Here is a 13,967-nt window from a genome sequence, read left to right as displayed (position 1 = left end):
ATTCTTGGCGTGGAAACGAAACCGAATACGATGACGACAAAAAGCAAAAAACTTACCGCACTTCGATTGCGATCAGGGCTGCGCGATGACCTGAGATTTTGCTGCCACTTAAGCATTTATCGAATCCCCCCAAGCCTTCTGGATCGATCAAAACGATACGTCCGTATTCCGACCGGATAAGTCCTTGGCCTGTCAAGGTGCCAAATTGAATCGAGGCTATCGGCAATGAGATATTCGCCAGTTCGGGGATTTCCAGTTGGGTGGCGTGGACGACATCGGTTTGGGCCGACCCATGGAAAATACCTTCAGAGCCCGTCGAGGCGGCTAAATGCAAAAAACCTGCATCAGAGCAGCTGACCACTGCAATTTTCAACCTGGATTCATACTTCAAAGAACCTGGTAACAAAACCAAAATTCTATTCCGCGACGTTACTATCCAATGCGATCGGGTCGAGAGTTCTGATACGTCCGTAGTTCAATTCGATCAGGCCTTCTTCCTACATGCCCTGGAGGCGTTGGGGCGCTTCTGAACATGTGATGTTGGCTAAATTGGAGAGATCTTGCTGGCTCGCTTCGCCATGATCTCTTCCAGATAGCGATAGGAAACGCCGTATCGAACATAGAAGAACACTGCGAATAGGATCACATACTCCGGTGCCTGTGCACCTTTGAAAGAAATCATGAGCTGGCTTTCGACTTGATACGACCGACAGACATTCACTCGCTAATTCCGAAATCATCAATGGTCGAAGGATTGCAACGGAACCCTCTCAACAAACATAAGAACTTGATCTTGCTTCAATCGGCCCTAATGCTCGAGAACATCTTAATTATTTCATATTGGCAACTGAAAGTAACGTATTGATCCTGATTAAGCGCCTTGCAATTGTATCTGGTGTCTACGTCTATGCTGCGTCAAACGCACTGCTTTCCGGTGGCCTTGGTCCGGTGAGCCGGGACTATGGCATCACCGAATTACAAGTCGGCATAATCCTAAGTCTCGGCGCGTTGGCTGTTGTACCCACAGCGCCCCTATGGGGCGTTTTGTCAGAGCGCGTGGGCCGCCGTTCCCTGGTTTTGACCGCTATTCCGTTTGTTTTGCTCAGCCCGTTGATAATGGCGCTGGTGTTCTCAAACATGTTGGTTCTGGCCAGCAGCGCAACGGTCTATACGCTTGCAGTTGCCCGCACCGTAAAGGGCGTGTTCGGTGGGGCGCTCATTCCGTCGACGCAGGCGCTCATTGCCGATACTACAGACAGCAAGACGCGCGTCTCAGGCATGGGTCTTATGGGGGCTTCCGTCAGTTTGGGCGCACTTTCAGGTTCAATGCTGCTCTGGTTGACCGCCGAGCGGGGCATTGCAGTCGGCTTTGTTGCGCTTCTTCTAGCAGGCTTGTTTGCGTTTTTTCTGTCTTTGAAATTTCTTCCGACCTCGCAATTACATATCCGGCCAAGGACGAAAAAACCCATTCGATTGTCTCGGTTCTGGAAATTCTTTGCGATCACGATGGCAGGCTTTGCTGGCTACACCATGGTGGTTCCGATCATCGGGCTTAAACTAATGGATGACCTGCAAGTAAACAGTACCGAGGCAATGAAATCAACAGGCTTTATTCTTGCAGGCGCAACTCTGTCGTTGACGATATCACAAGTGTTTGTGGCAACACGAAAGGGATGGGATGCGCGTCGGTTGCTGCGGTCAGGCAGTATTGGCGCTTTGGCCGGAATAGGGATCATGATTCTGGCGGATGATGTGTTGGTTCTGGCGATTGGCATGATCGCCGTTGGTGCTTCTCTGGGGGCAGTCGCTCCTGGCGCTATGGGTGCGCTCAGCTTATCGGCCGGTACAACGGATCAGGGTCGAGTGGCGGGCATCAATACGGCTTTTCGCGGAATGGGAATTGCTGCCGGGCCGGTTCTCGGCACTGCACTTTACAGTTTTGGTACAGACGCGCCACTTTGGGGCGCGTTGGCGCTTGTGTTTTGTGTTGCGGCGTTGAGCTTGTCTTGTCGGCAACCCAATGTTTGAGCCGCACAGCCAAAAAGAACCATCCATTCTCGGCTAAACCTCTACACGCGTTTACGCGGATCGCTCACACCTCGTGAACACAGTTCACAGCAATGCCAACAGTCCCTTGGGATCCGTTATGGTTATGCTGGCGCGTCCGAGGCTTATCAGTTTTTTGCGCTCCAGTTCCGCAAGGCGAGAAGAAACAACACCGCGCGATAGGTTGGTCAAGGTAGCGATCTCTCGGTGCGTGGCATCGACGATCGCTGGAACAGGAGGGTTGGGTTCATACAGCCCGGCCATTCTGGCCAGGACGGCAACAAGGCGTTCATGGCTTCCGCGGCGCATGAGATCATGGGCAAAACCAATCGCCCGCTCTTGGTTTTGGATCTGGTTCAACAACAGTCGACGCCAAATATCCGGGTAAATCTCAGCAAAACTCACGAACTCGTTGCTTTTGACAACCAAAATGGTCGAAGGGCGCGTAGCATACGCGCCGATTTTACGTCTTTTTGTTCCAGCCAGCCGTGCTGCTCCAATCCACACCCCAGGGTGCATCAGAAAGCTCTTTTCGATCACGTTTTCAGTTCCTGCTGACTCGATAGCAATCGCACCCGAGGCCAACCCGAAGAGGTCACTGGCAGGGTCGTCGATGGAATAAAGCGGCTGCCCGGCATCAAGCGTTACATGGTGAGTGATGCCCAGGAACGCGTCCAGCAATTCACCCGATAGGGTTGAAGCCCAGCCATGATGTGAAAGATATTTTTTCGCATTTGCGCTTGATATGTGCATTCAATTCCGCCTTCTGTCCGAATTCGGACAAATAGATTTATTCGAATGGCTACAGTCAAGGGGCGAATCTGACATTTCAGACATAGGTTTGCGATTCTTTAGGGTGACTGATGTCTCCATTGGAACGGTTTTTCTCTCTCGGCTGGTTCAGGCGGCCTCCTATGTATTGGCAGCTTCACCGGGGCATTCAATGCCCCCAGTCCGGCTTAGGTCCGCGAACATCTGCCACCACTCATGGTTCCGGATTGGCAGGCTGCGGGGGACCGTACCGAGTTGATTGGGGCGTTCTGACAGGCCCGGAATCGAAAGCGCGCCGATCCATCATCCATAACAATTTGCCCACACAGTAAGGAACACCTGATGCAAAAAATCATTCCTTCTCTCGCTGCGACACTTTTTGCGACGGGCGTTTTTGCACAAGAAGCTCCGCCCGAAGCGTCCGATAGTGTTTTGAAGGGGCGCCCTTATTCCCCCTATGCCGACCGCGCGTTTCCGACGCGGCCATTGTTCGGCGACACGCATGTCCACACCGCGTTGTCGGCTGATGCGGGAGGCGGTGGAACAACACTTTTGCCACGCGACAGCTATCGATTGGCTCGTGGTGAGCAGGTGATTTCTAACACTGGTCAACCTGTCAAACTCTCCCGTCCCCTGGATTTCTATATGATCACAGATCATTCCGATGGGATGGGCGCCATTACCGACATTTTGTCCGGTGCGCCCAACATCATGGCCGATGAACAAGGGCGACAATTTCACGAAGCCTTTGCAGAAGGTGGGCAAGCGGCCCGTATGGCAGCTCAGGAACTCACAAAACAGTTTGCACAAGGCACAATTTCGTCCGAACTCAACTACCAGCCCGGCAATCCGGCCTACAAGCGGGTCTGGGATGATATCATCGCCGCGGCGGAAGAGTTCAACGACCCCGGGGTATTCACCACTTTCATCGCCTTTGAATGGACCTCATTGGTCTCGGGCAACAATCTGCACCGCAACGTCATTTTTCGAGATGGGCCCGAACGCGCAGGTCAGGTCGTGCCCTACACCACAACACCACCTATGGGGTCGAGCAATCCGCGTGACCTCTGGGCTTGGCTCGAGAACTACGAAACGGTCACGGGTGGCGACGTTACCGCAATTCCGCATAACGGCAACCTTTCAAGCGGCATGATGTTCCCGCTCGTTGATGGTTTTGCCGATGGCGCGCCGCTCGATCCGGCATATGCCGAAGCACGCCAAAAGTGGGAACGGCTTTACGAATGGACCCAATTCAAAGGGGATGGCGAAGCGCATCCCATGCTATCGCCCGAGGATGAGTTTGCCAACTTCGAGACTTGGGATTACGGCAATCTCGACGCGACAGTTCGAAAAACGCCCGAGATGCTGCCGGGTGAATATGCAAGGTCTGGTTTGTTGCGTGGGCTGGAACTGGGCGCTGTACTTGGGTCCAACCCCTACAAGTTTGGTGCCGACGGCGCTACTGATACGCATACCGGCCTGACCACGGCGCAGGAAAACAACTTTTATGGCAAATTTACTGCTTATGAACCCAACGGTGAACGGGCGGCGCATGTCGGAAGGACATATCCGAACGGTGATGTTGCGTATGACTCGTCCATCTATTCAGCCGCGGGTTTGACCGCTGTCTGGGCTACGGAAAATACTCGTGGTGCGATCTTTGATGCCATGGAACGGCGCGAAACCTACGCGACGACCGGATCGCGCCTATCCGTAAGGTTCTTTGGTGGCGATTATGAAGCCGACGCGATGAACCGTCGTGATCTGGCTCAGGTCGGTTACTATGGCGGGGTCCCCATGGGTGGTGATCTTGCGACGCCTGCAGACGGCGAAGCGCCTGACTTCCTCGTCTATTCTCTGCGTGATCCGTCGGGTGCAAATCTTGACCGCGTGCAGATCATCAAGGGTTGGATCGATGCCGAGTCCGGCGAGGCCATGGAAAAGGTCTATGATGTCGCGTGGGGGGGTGACCGGTCTCCGGATGAGAACGGAAAACTGCCGCCGGTTGGCAATACCGTCGACCTGTCGGTGCCGTCCTGGACAAACACCATCGGTGCGCCCGAGCTTGGTGCCGTCTGGACCGATCCGGATTTCGATCCGGCAGAACCCGCATTCTATTATGCCCGGGTCATCGAAATCCCCACTCCACGGTGGACGGCTTATGACGCTGTAAAGTTCAATGTTCAAATGGCGGACAGCGTTGTGATGACCACACAGGATCGCGCCTACACATCGCCCATTTGGTACACGCCCACAAATTGAGGAGTGCACTTTAATGATCAGGGAACTCGCTATTTCCGTTTCACTGCTCGCATTCGCGGGGGCGATCCACGCCCAGGACACGCCGGCTGTTGCTCCTGCAGGCGACTATTCGCCCTATCCGAGTCAGGATTTCCCCAATCAGGTTTTCTTTGGCGATACACATCTTCACACGTCGTTTTCAGCGGATTCGGGTTTGAACGGCAATTTGCTGGGCCCGGATGAGGCTTATCGTTTTGCGAAAGGGGAGACAGTCGTTTCCACAACCGGGCAGAATGCGAAACTAAGCCGCCCCCTTGATTTTCTTGTTGTTGCTGATCATGCAGAAAACTTGGGACTACCCGTAGCGATTGAAGAAGCCAACGAGGATCTGCTGGCGACCGAATGGGGGCGTCAGATCTATGAGATAGCCAAACCCGGGACGTTTGAAGCTAGACGGGACGCTCAGAATTTCTGGGCTACGATGCGGCAGACCGGCGTGAACGAGCTAGCCGATAACCAGGACATGTCGATTACGATGTGGCAACGCGTCACAGACGCCGCAGACAGGCACAATATTCCTGGTGCATTCACCGCCTTCATTGGTTTTGAATATACCCTTGACCCCTCCGGCAACAATCTGCACCGCGTCGTGGTCTTCAAGGATGACAAGGAGAAAGCAGATCAGATTATTCCGGTTTCAGTTTACGAGGCCCCGGACCCTGAGGACCTTTGGGACTGGATGGCTTCTTACGAGGAGCTGACCGGAGGGCAACTCCTGGCCATCCCGCACAATGGTAATCTGTCGAACGGGCTTATGTTCTCGGAAACCGGTCTGCTAAGTGGTGAACCGATTGACGCCTCTTACGCTGAGCGGCGCATGCGCTGGGAGCCTTTGTACGAGATCACTCAAATGAAGGGCGATGGTGAAGCACACCCGTTCCTGTCTCCCGATGATGAGTTTGCCGACTTCGAGACCTGGGACGGTGGTAGCTTTGGAGTCGAGCCCAAAACGCCCGAAATGCTGCCCAATGAGTATGCCCGAACCGCTTTGATGCGTGGTCTTTCAATAGGGGATAGGTTGGGGGCGAACCCATTTAAGTTTGGTGTGATCGGGTCGACTGACAGCCACACGTCGCTTAGCACTGTCGAGGAGAATAATTACTTCGGTAAATTTCCAGCGGTGGAACCAACTGCCGACCCGATCAGATTTGATGAGGCTGCAACAGCGCGCCTTGCAGAGGACGACGCGCAAAAGAACTTTACGCGAAACACTAGTGCTGGCGGGCTTGCTGCGGTTTGGGCACGTGAGAATACGCGCGAAGCCATCTTTAACGCGATGATGCGAAAAGAGGTCTTTGCGACCACAGGGACACGTATCCGGGTTCGTGTCTTCGCGGGTTACGATTTTGATGAATCCGATCTCCCTCGGTCGGACTTCGCGGCGCATGGCTACGCCAATGGCGTACCTATGGGGGGTGATTTGGGAAAGAGTGAAGACCGTGCGCCGCGTTTCCTTGTTCGTGCTTTGCGGGATCCGGATGGTGCCAACTTAGACCGTGTGCAGATCGTAAAGGGATGGAACAACGCCGATGGCACAACGTCGGAGCGCATCTACGATATTGCTTGCGGCGGACGTGCTCTTGTTTCAGCGAAGTGCTCGGCTCCGGTCGGCAACACCGTAGATGTAGCGAATGCCAGCTACACCAATGAGATTGGTCAGGCGATCCTTGGTGGCTTCTGGCAAGATCCCGAGTTCGACCCGACGCAGGCTGCTTTCTACTATGTCAGAGTATTGGCAATTCCGACACCTCGTTGGACGACGTATGACGCAAAATTCTTTGGAGTAGAAATTCCGGAGGATGTCCCAACATCAATCCAAGAACGCGCCTACACATCGCCCATTTGGTACACGCCCGCAAATTGAGGAGTACGTTGCGATGAAAAAGCTCGCTGCGCTTTCTGTATCCACGCTTGCTCTGGCAGGGGCGCTTCACGCTCAGGACACGCCGCCGGTTGCTCCTGCCGGCGAATACTCGCCCTATCCAAGCCAGGATTTCCCCAACCAGGTTTTCTTTGGCGACACCCATGTGCATACGACCTATTCCGCTGATGCCGGTCTGATCGGCAACACATTAGGGCCGGACGCGGCCTATCGCTTTGCCAAAGGCGAAACGGTCACGTCATCAACCGGGCTTCCAGCCCGTTTGTCGCGTCCGCTCGATTTTCTCGTTGTTGCCGATCACGCCGAGAATCTTGGGACGGCGCCATTGCTTGCGGCGCGTGACACCCGGCTTCTCGAAACAGAATACGGGCAGTCGCTTCAGGCTGCCATTGATGCGGGGGATTTACCCGGCGCGTGGGAGATTTTTTCTGTGACAAAGGCGTCTGGGGAAGACCCACTCGCTGATGTACCCGGCGTCTATGACAGCGTCTGGCAAGAGATTACCGCGGCTGCCGAAAGCCACAACCAGCCCGGTGCCTTCACTGCATTTATCGGGTTTGAATGGACCTCGACCTTTGATCGCTCGAACCTGCATCGCAATGTGATCTATCGCGGCGGAAAAGAGAATGCCGATATGCGACTACCCTATTCTGCCTACGACAGCGTGGATCCAGAAGATTTATGGGACTGGATGGCGCAATACGAGGCGGATACAGGCGACCGCCTTCTGGCCATTCCACACAATGGAAACCTTTCTAACGGGCTGATGTTTGACACTGTCAAGCTTGACAGCGACGAGGCGCTTGATGCCGAATATGCGGCACGCCGCGCCCGTTGGGAGCCGCTATATGAAGTGACTCAAATGAAAGGGGATGGTGAAGCCCATCCCATGCTGTCACCTGATGACCCGTTTGCGGATTTTGAGACATGGGACAAGGGCCAGCTTGGTCCCAATCCCAAGACGCCCGAGATGATCCCAAACGAATATGCGCGCGAAGCGCTCAAGCGAGGTTTGGCCTACCAGACTGAATTTGGTGTGAACCCGTTCCGGTTTGGGATGATCGGCTCGACCGACACACATACTTCACTCTCAACTTCTAAAGAAAACAACATGTTCGGTAAGGTTGTCGCCCTCGAACCGACAGTAGACCCGATCCGGTTTGAAGAAGTGGTGGGGGGCATAGGAGGTGACGAAAGTGTTGCGCAATATGCGTGGCAGACCAGCGCCTCCGGTTTGGCTGCCATCTGGGCGCGCGAAAACACGCGCGAAGCCCTTTTTGACGCGATGATGCGCAAGGAGGTCTATGCAACAACAGGTACGCGCCTGCGCGTCCGTGTCTTCGCAGGGTACGACTTTGATGCCTCTGACCTCCCTCGGTCAGATTTCGCGGCTCACGGTTACGCCAATGGCGTACCTATGGGGGGTGATCTGGGAACGAGTGAAGGTCGTGCGCCGCGCTTTTTGGTGCGGGCGTTGCGTGATCCGGACGGGGCCAATCTGGATCGGATTCAGATCATCAAGGGCTGGCTGAATGCGGATGGAACGACCAGTGAAAAGGTCTTTGACATTGCATGCGGTGATCGAAAGGTCATCGACGGTCAATGCGCTGCTCCGGTCGGGAATTCTGTTGATTCCGATGAAGCCACTTACACAAACGATATAGGCCAACCGATCCTTGGAGCCTATTGGGAAGACCCGGAATTCGACCCAGATCAAAGTGCTTTTTACTACACGCGTGTTCTGGAAATCCCAACCCCGCGCTGGACGACCTATGACCACAAGTTCTTTGGTGTCGAACTGCCGGAAGGCGCGCCTGAGGCCATTCAGGACCGGGCCTATACCTCACCCATTTGGTACACGCCCTGATCCTAAAACCCGAAAAAAGCGCGGCAAACGCGTGAAGTGATTTAAACGAGGTGACAAATGAAGATGTTTTTGCGTGACAAGCGTCCGATGATGGGCGCGGCCATCATTGCTACCCTTACAGTTCTGCCGGTAAAACCAGCGATTGCGGTTGAAGGAGGGTTGGGCGCCTATTTTCTGGGAACCAGAGATACGTTTGCCGGTTTCGTGCCCGAGCCGGGAACTTACACAAGCCTTACATTCGACCATCTTGATGGCAGCGTGGACGGCGTTTCGCTTGCGGGTCTTCCGATTGCGGCTGACGCAGACCTCGAACTTAATCTCTGGCGACTGGGTGTTACTCAGGTGTTCGACGCGCAGCTCTTTGGCGGAACACCCGCCATAAACCTCACTGTTCCTTTTCCTGTTGCTGAACTCACGTTCACGGCAATACGGCCTCCGTTGCAAGGAGCCAGCATTGACGATACGTTGTCCAGTTTTGGTGACATCAGCCTGACCGGACTGGTGGGTTGGCATCGGGGCAATCTGCACTATAGTACGGGGCTGACCGTTTATGCCCCGACTGGAGAGTATAATACGGCATCCATCAATCTGCAGGAGCGCACAGTTCAAGTATTGAATGCAGGCAAGAATGTCTGGTCGTTCCAGCCCTTCTTTGCCGCGACGTGGTTCGTTCCGGAACGTGGTTTTGAGGTTTCAGGAGCGGCCAGCCTTTTGTTCAGCGAAGAAAACGATGCGACCGACTACCAGACGGCCCCTGCGTTTCAATTAGAAGGCGCGGTGGTGCAGCGCTTCCGCTCGGGCTGGGGTGTTGGCCTCGCTGGCTATACCTACCATCAGCTTGAGGATGACAGTGGCGCAGGTGCTGAGCTTACCCGGATCGCCCTGGGGGCCAGCAGCCTGCGGGCTCAGGTCAGCGGGATTGGGCCTCTCGTGACTTACGAGGGCGGAACGCTGTTGGGCGCCGATGCTTCCCTCAAGCTTAAATACACACATGAGTTTGCGGCAAAGCGGCGGTTCGAAAGCAATGTCCTGACGGCCGTGATTTCATTGGCGTTCTGACCTGCGGGACTTTCAACATGAAGCTGACACTGTCATGGGTTATTGCAGGAGTTCTGGTCCCTTGTGTTGTCCTGGCACAGGAAAAATCGGAGTCGCTTCAATCGGCGGCCAACGATCCGACAGCGTCGATCATGTCTTTTCAGCTGCAAGGCTTTCATTCGTTTGACCTGCACAACTCTTCCGAAGACAGCAGCCTGCTTCAGTTTCGTGCTGCGATCCCGTTCACTCTCGGACAAACAAACCATATTGCGCGGCTTACGCTGCCTTACGTGACGGACAGCCCCACCGGGCAGGCCGGACTGAGCGACACGACCCTGTTTGACCTCATGACTTTTGATCGGCGTTGGGGGCGTTTCGGTGTTGGCGCGGTCGCCTTGTTGCCCACGGGCAGCGATGGGCTGAGCGCGGATAAATGGGCGCTGGGTCCAGCTGTTGGTTTTGCAAAGCAAGAGAATTGGGGGCTTTGGGGGGCGTTTAACCAGAATCTCATCACGGTCGCCGGTGACGACAATCGGCCAGACGTGAATCTGTCCACACTGCAACCGGTGTTCAACTACACCCTTGGAAACGGCTGGTCGGTCGGCACGTCGGAAATGGTGTTTGTCTACGACTGGGACGCTGGCGACTTCAGCAGCGTTCCGCTGGGGTTGAAAGTGTCCAAACTCAACCGAAGCAGGGGGCTACCATGGCAATGGTCATTTTCCTACGAACACAATTTCGACGATGACGCCATCGTGGCTGCCGACACGGTTAGTTTCACGCTGAAATTGCTGGTCCCCAAGAGCCGATGAAATTGGATCGGAGATAGATGTGAACAAACATTGGCAATCAACCAATTCGCCGCGCCCAAGTGATCCGGTGTCAAACAAACAGAACGTGTTGCAGAGGGTCATCCGGGAACCCTTTGTCCATTTTGCCATTCTCAGCATCGCAATCTTCGGCTGGTTCAAGCTGGCGCAGCCCGCGGAATGGACAGGTGAGCCCGATGCGCGCGTCATTGTTCTCGAACAACGGCAAATCGATCTTCTGGCTGCCCAGTTCGAGGATACATGGCGGCGCGCTCCGACCGACGAAGAACTGAACAAACTCAAAGCCGACTGGCTGAACCGCGAGGTGCTTGTGCGCGAGGCTTTGGCGCTTGGGCTGGATGGCAATGATGAGATCATCCGCAACAGGTTGGTGCAGAAGATGAACTTCCTTCTGACCTCCGAAGCGGGCGCGGCCCGTCCCGATGATGAGGTGTTGCAAACCTATCTGTCAGACAATGCCGAGGCGTTCACGACCACTGCGCGGATTGCGGTCAGCCTTGTTTATCTGGGGCAAAACCCCAGCGGCACGTTTGTTGGCCAGACGCGGGCGCGTTTGGCTGCAGGGGAAGATCACCGCCAGTTGGGCCAGGCGTCGCTGCTACCGACGGGGTTTGATCTGAGCGTCCGATCTTCATTTGATGGCAACTTCGGAACGGGTTTCTTCGACCAGTTGCAACCCTTGCCATTGGGTGAATGGAGCGGACCCGTTCAGTCGTCCTTCGGGCTTCATATGGTTAGGATAGACAACAGATGGGACGCTACTCTGCCGCCTTTTGGAGCGATCCGGGATCGCGTTTTGGCGGATTGGCGCGAGAAGCAGGCCGAGCGCGCGAAAGAGGTTTTCATAGAAAATCTGAGATCCACTTATTCGATCCAGGACCTTGGGGTAGCAGGCATCTTAGAGAGTGAATCATGAGGCACTTTCTGCCCTTACTTGCGCTGTTGGCGGGGCTTCTGGCACCGGCGTTCGTACACGCCCATGCGTTGGAGCCCGGTTATCTTGAGATTTCGCAGGAAACCGACAGCGATTGGTATGTGTTTTGGCGCAAACCGGACGTTCAGGGCGCACCGATGGATATTGACGTTGCACTTCCTGATGTTTGTAGCGCACCCACCTTCGATGCCCCTGTCTTTGACGGTCGCGCCTGGACACAGGTCTGGCGCATGACCTGCACCGAAGACCTGCGCGGCAACACGATCCTGATCGACAAGCTTGATGCGCAGCGAACGGACGTCTTGCTGCGGGTGGGGTATCTGGACACCGAGAACATGGCCACATTCCGCCTGACACCGGATGCGCCTGCCGTCACGCTGCCCGCGCAGCAGGGGTTGGTTCAGACGCTATGGCAATACGGCGTGTTGGGGTTCGAACATATCCTCGAAGGCTGGGATCACCTGCTTTTTGTCTTTGCCCTGCTGGTGCTGATCCGCAACCTGCGCCAGCTGATCTGGGCCGTGACCGCCTTTACTGTCGCGCATTCGATCACGCTGGGTTTGGCCACCTTTGGAGTTCTGAACGTGCCCGGCCCTCCTGTCGAGGCCGTGATCGCGCTGTCTATTGTCTTTCTGGCAACCGAGGTTCTGCGGTCTGACGACAAACCAAAGACACTGGCGAGTCGGTTCCCCTGGGTGATTTCGTTTGGGTTCGGCCTGTTGCATGGCTTGGGTTTTGCCGGTGCGCTGGCCGAGATCGGTCTGCCTGAACAGGACATCCCGGCGGCTTTGCTGGCCTTTAACCTCGGGGTCGAGGCGGGGCAGCTTGCGTTCATCTTTGCCGTGCTGGGCGTGTTCGAGGTGCTGAAAAAGACAATGCAGATCGTCTGGGGCTGGTCCTTCGCGCCAGGTCCCTCGCGCCAATTTCTCGGATATCCCATCGGATGCATTGCCGGTTTCTGGCTGGCCGAGCGTTTGGCTGGGTTTTGATTCAACACAGAAAAGGAGAATAGACAGTGAGTAAGTTACTGGGGGGTGCGATGGTTGTCGCGATACTTGCGATTGCCGGCTGCGACGTGGTGGACCCCGACTGCACACCAGAAAAAGCTGCGAAACGCCAGGTCCAGCAAGCGACGATTGGCGTCAGCACGAATAGATGCACACCAGCTGAGACTGCGCGCGATACCGCAGGTATCGACGGTTGAGGAATTCGGGCACTCCAAAGCACTGGATGAATCGTGAGTGGTGAAGAAGTGACGCCCGGTATTGTCCTACAGAAACCGTAGTCACTGTGCCAGTTTTTGGAGGCCCGGATCGGTTCCCCGTTTGAACCTCGTAAGACGGGGAACCGACAAATTTAAACTTTGATACGCCCGGATGGGCCGGAGGCCATATGCGCTGGAAAGGACGACGTACAAGCAAAAACATCGACGACCGGCGCCACACGCCGCGTGGGGTATCTCGAGCCGGTATGAGCGGCGCGGGGTTGATTGTGGTCGTCGTAATCGGCCTGCTTTTTGGTGTCGATGTCACGCCGTTTTTGGGCGGCGGTGGTCAGGTTGCTCCTCCGCAAGCAAATGCCCCGGTTCAAATTGACGACGAAACCGAAGAGTTTGTGGCTGTCATACTTGCCGACACGGAAGCGATCTGGTCCGAGATTTTCGCGAATTCGGGCATTCAATACACGCCGCCGGTTCTGGTCCTGTTTGCAGGCAGAACTCAATCGGCCTGCGGCAGCGCCGCTTCGGCAACCGGCCCGTTCTATTGCCCTGTCGATCAGCGTGTCTATCTGGATACGTCGTTCTTTCAGGTGATGGAGCAACGGCTGGGCGCGCGTGGTGATTTTGCCAAGGCCTATGTCATCGCGCATGAGGTCGCGCATCATGTCCAGAACAGCCTGGGCGTTCTGGAACAGGTGAACCGCGCAAAAAGCAGGTCCAGCCAAGCCGAGGCAAATGCCTTGTCGGTTCGGGTCGAGCTTCAGGCTGACTGCTACTCAGGCGTCTGGGCCCGCGCCGTTGACAAGCGCTTTGGCGTATTGGAACCCGGCGACATAGAAGAAGCCCTAAACACGGCCGCCGCAATCGGTGACGACGCACTGCAACGCGCCCAGCGTGGCGTTGTTGTCCCTGACAGTTTTACTCATGGCACCAGTGCTCAACGGCAAAACTGGTTCCATCGCGGATACCAGACAGGTGACCCCAACAGCTGCGAAACCTTCGCAGTAGACCAACTATGACTTTCAAGGGTGTTGTCACGTTAACTTCCGACCCACCAAGGAATGCTGATGCCCGGACTT

At 55.4% G+C, this 13,967-nt stretch carries 12 protein-coding genes and 1 pseudogene; 10 read left to right on the top strand and 3 right to left on the bottom strand.

Features of this window, described 5'->3' with window-relative positions; translation table 11 throughout:
• Nucleotides 1–52 precede the first annotated feature (52 nt).
• Both GOV87_RS19595 and GOV87_RS19590 read right to left on the bottom strand, forming a co-directional pair.
• Nucleotides 53–373 carry a hypothetical protein gene (locus GOV87_RS19595; protein ID WP_170744553.1) on the bottom strand — a complete coding sequence of 107 codons (321 nt, stop codon included), beginning with the start codon at nucleotides 371–373 and terminating at the stop codon, nucleotides 53–55.
• Between the two features lie 195 nt (nucleotides 374–568).
• Nucleotides 569–682: pseudogene (locus tag GOV87_RS19590) on the bottom strand (IS6 family transposase); the annotation flags it as partial.
• 179 nt (nucleotides 683–861) lie between these two features.
• Here GOV87_RS19590 and GOV87_RS19585 point away from each other — a divergent pair.
• Nucleotides 862–2,028, top strand: coding sequence for an MFS transporter (locus tag GOV87_RS19585; RefSeq protein ID WP_170825402.1), 1,167 nt, complete (start codon nucleotides 862–864; stop codon nucleotides 2,026–2,028).
• An 84-nt stretch (nucleotides 2,029–2,112) separates the two neighbouring features.
• Here GOV87_RS19585 and GOV87_RS19580 read toward each other — a convergent pair whose 3' ends face one another.
• Nucleotides 2,113–2,799: a Crp/Fnr family transcriptional regulator gene (locus GOV87_RS19580; protein ID WP_170825401.1), complete on the bottom strand. Its 687-nt coding sequence runs from the start codon at nucleotides 2,797–2,799 to the stop codon at nucleotides 2,113–2,115.
• A 360-nt stretch (nucleotides 2,800–3,159) separates the two neighbouring features.
• Between GOV87_RS19580 and GOV87_RS19575 the strand changes: the two genes are divergently transcribed.
• From GOV87_RS19575 to GOV87_RS19535, 9 genes are all read left to right on the top strand, one after another.
• Nucleotides 3,160–5,079: a DUF3604 domain-containing protein gene (locus tag GOV87_RS19575; RefSeq protein ID WP_170825400.1), complete on the top strand. Its 1,920-nt coding sequence runs from the start codon at nucleotides 3,160–3,162 to the stop codon at nucleotides 5,077–5,079.
• A gap of 13 nt (nucleotides 5,080–5,092) precedes the next feature.
• Nucleotides 5,093–6,982 carry a DUF3604 domain-containing protein gene (locus GOV87_RS19570; protein ID WP_170825399.1) on the top strand — a complete coding sequence of 630 codons (1,890 nt, stop codon included), beginning with the start codon at nucleotides 5,093–5,095 and terminating at the stop codon, nucleotides 6,980–6,982.
• Nucleotides 6,983–6,995: 13 nt separating this feature from the next.
• Nucleotides 6,996–8,867: a DUF3604 domain-containing protein gene (locus tag GOV87_RS19565; RefSeq protein WP_170744548.1), complete on the top strand. Its 1,872-nt coding sequence runs from the start codon at nucleotides 6,996–6,998 to the stop codon at nucleotides 8,865–8,867.
• A gap of 57 nt (nucleotides 8,868–8,924) precedes the next feature.
• Nucleotides 8,925–9,926, top strand: coding sequence for a transporter (locus tag GOV87_RS19560; RefSeq protein ID WP_170744547.1), 1,002 nt, complete (start codon nucleotides 8,925–8,927; stop codon nucleotides 9,924–9,926).
• A gap of 17 nt (nucleotides 9,927–9,943) precedes the next feature.
• Complete coding sequence (locus GOV87_RS19555) at nucleotides 9,944–10,717, top strand: hypothetical protein (protein ID WP_170825398.1); 774 nt, start codon at nucleotides 9,944–9,946, stop codon at nucleotides 10,715–10,717.
• Between the two features lie 19 nt (nucleotides 10,718–10,736).
• The gene (locus GOV87_RS19550; RefSeq protein WP_170825397.1) at nucleotides 10,737–11,651 is read left to right on the top strand and encodes a peptidyl-prolyl cis-trans isomerase; all 915 of its coding nucleotides are present in this window, start codon (nucleotides 10,737–10,739) and stop codon (nucleotides 11,649–11,651) included.
• On the top strand, nucleotides 11,648–12,658 hold the full coding sequence (locus GOV87_RS19545) for a HupE/UreJ family protein (protein ID WP_170825396.1): 1,011 nt from the start codon (nucleotides 11,648–11,650) through the stop codon (nucleotides 12,656–12,658). Before GOV87_RS19550 ends, GOV87_RS19545 begins: the two co-directional genes overlap by 4 nt.
• 26 nt (nucleotides 12,659–12,684) lie before the next feature.
• Nucleotides 12,685–12,873, top strand: coding sequence for a hypothetical protein (locus tag GOV87_RS19540; protein ID WP_170825395.1), 189 nt, complete (start codon nucleotides 12,685–12,687; stop codon nucleotides 12,871–12,873).
• A 188-nt stretch (nucleotides 12,874–13,061) separates the two neighbouring features.
• A complete protein-coding gene (locus GOV87_RS19535; protein WP_171212900.1) occupies nucleotides 13,062–13,907 on the top strand; it encodes a neutral zinc metallopeptidase in 846 nt (281 codons plus the stop codon).
• Nucleotides 13,908–13,967 lie beyond the last annotated feature (60 nt).

It is taken from the genome of Ruegeria sp. HKCCA5426, assembly GCF_013034585.1.
In the GTDB taxonomy this organism is placed as follows: Bacteria; Pseudomonadota; Alphaproteobacteria; order Rhodobacterales; family Rhodobacteraceae; genus Ruegeria.
Note: the sequence above shows the minus strand (reverse complement) of the source record. Positions and strands in the feature narration are given on the sequence as shown.

Excerpts from the sequence above, each read along its gene's own strand:
- GOV87_RS19580 (WP_170825401.1), bottom strand. The coding sequence starts at position 2,799 with ATGCACATATCAAGCGCAAATGCGAAAAAATATCTTTCACATCATGGC.
- GOV87_RS19575 (WP_170825400.1), top strand. The coding sequence starts at position 3,160 with ATGCAAAAAATCATTCCTTCTCTCGCTGCGACACTTTTTGCGACGGGC.
- GOV87_RS19570 (WP_170825399.1), top strand. The coding sequence starts at position 5,093 with ATGATCAGGGAACTCGCTATTTCCGTTTCACTGCTCGCATTCGCGGGG.
- GOV87_RS19565 (WP_170744548.1), top strand. The coding sequence starts at position 6,996 with ATGAAAAAGCTCGCTGCGCTTTCTGTATCCACGCTTGCTCTGGCAGGG.
- GOV87_RS19560 (WP_170744547.1), top strand. The coding sequence starts at position 8,925 with ATGAAGATGTTTTTGCGTGACAAGCGTCCGATGATGGGCGCGGCCATC.
- GOV87_RS19555 (WP_170825398.1), top strand. The coding sequence starts at position 9,944 with ATGAAGCTGACACTGTCATGGGTTATTGCAGGAGTTCTGGTCCCTTGT.
- GOV87_RS19545 (WP_170825396.1), top strand. The coding sequence starts at position 11,648 with ATGAGGCACTTTCTGCCCTTACTTGCGCTGTTGGCGGGGCTTCTGGCA.
- GOV87_RS19535 (WP_171212900.1), top strand. The coding sequence starts at position 13,062 with ATGCGCTGGAAAGGACGACGTACAAGCAAAAACATCGACGACCGGCGC.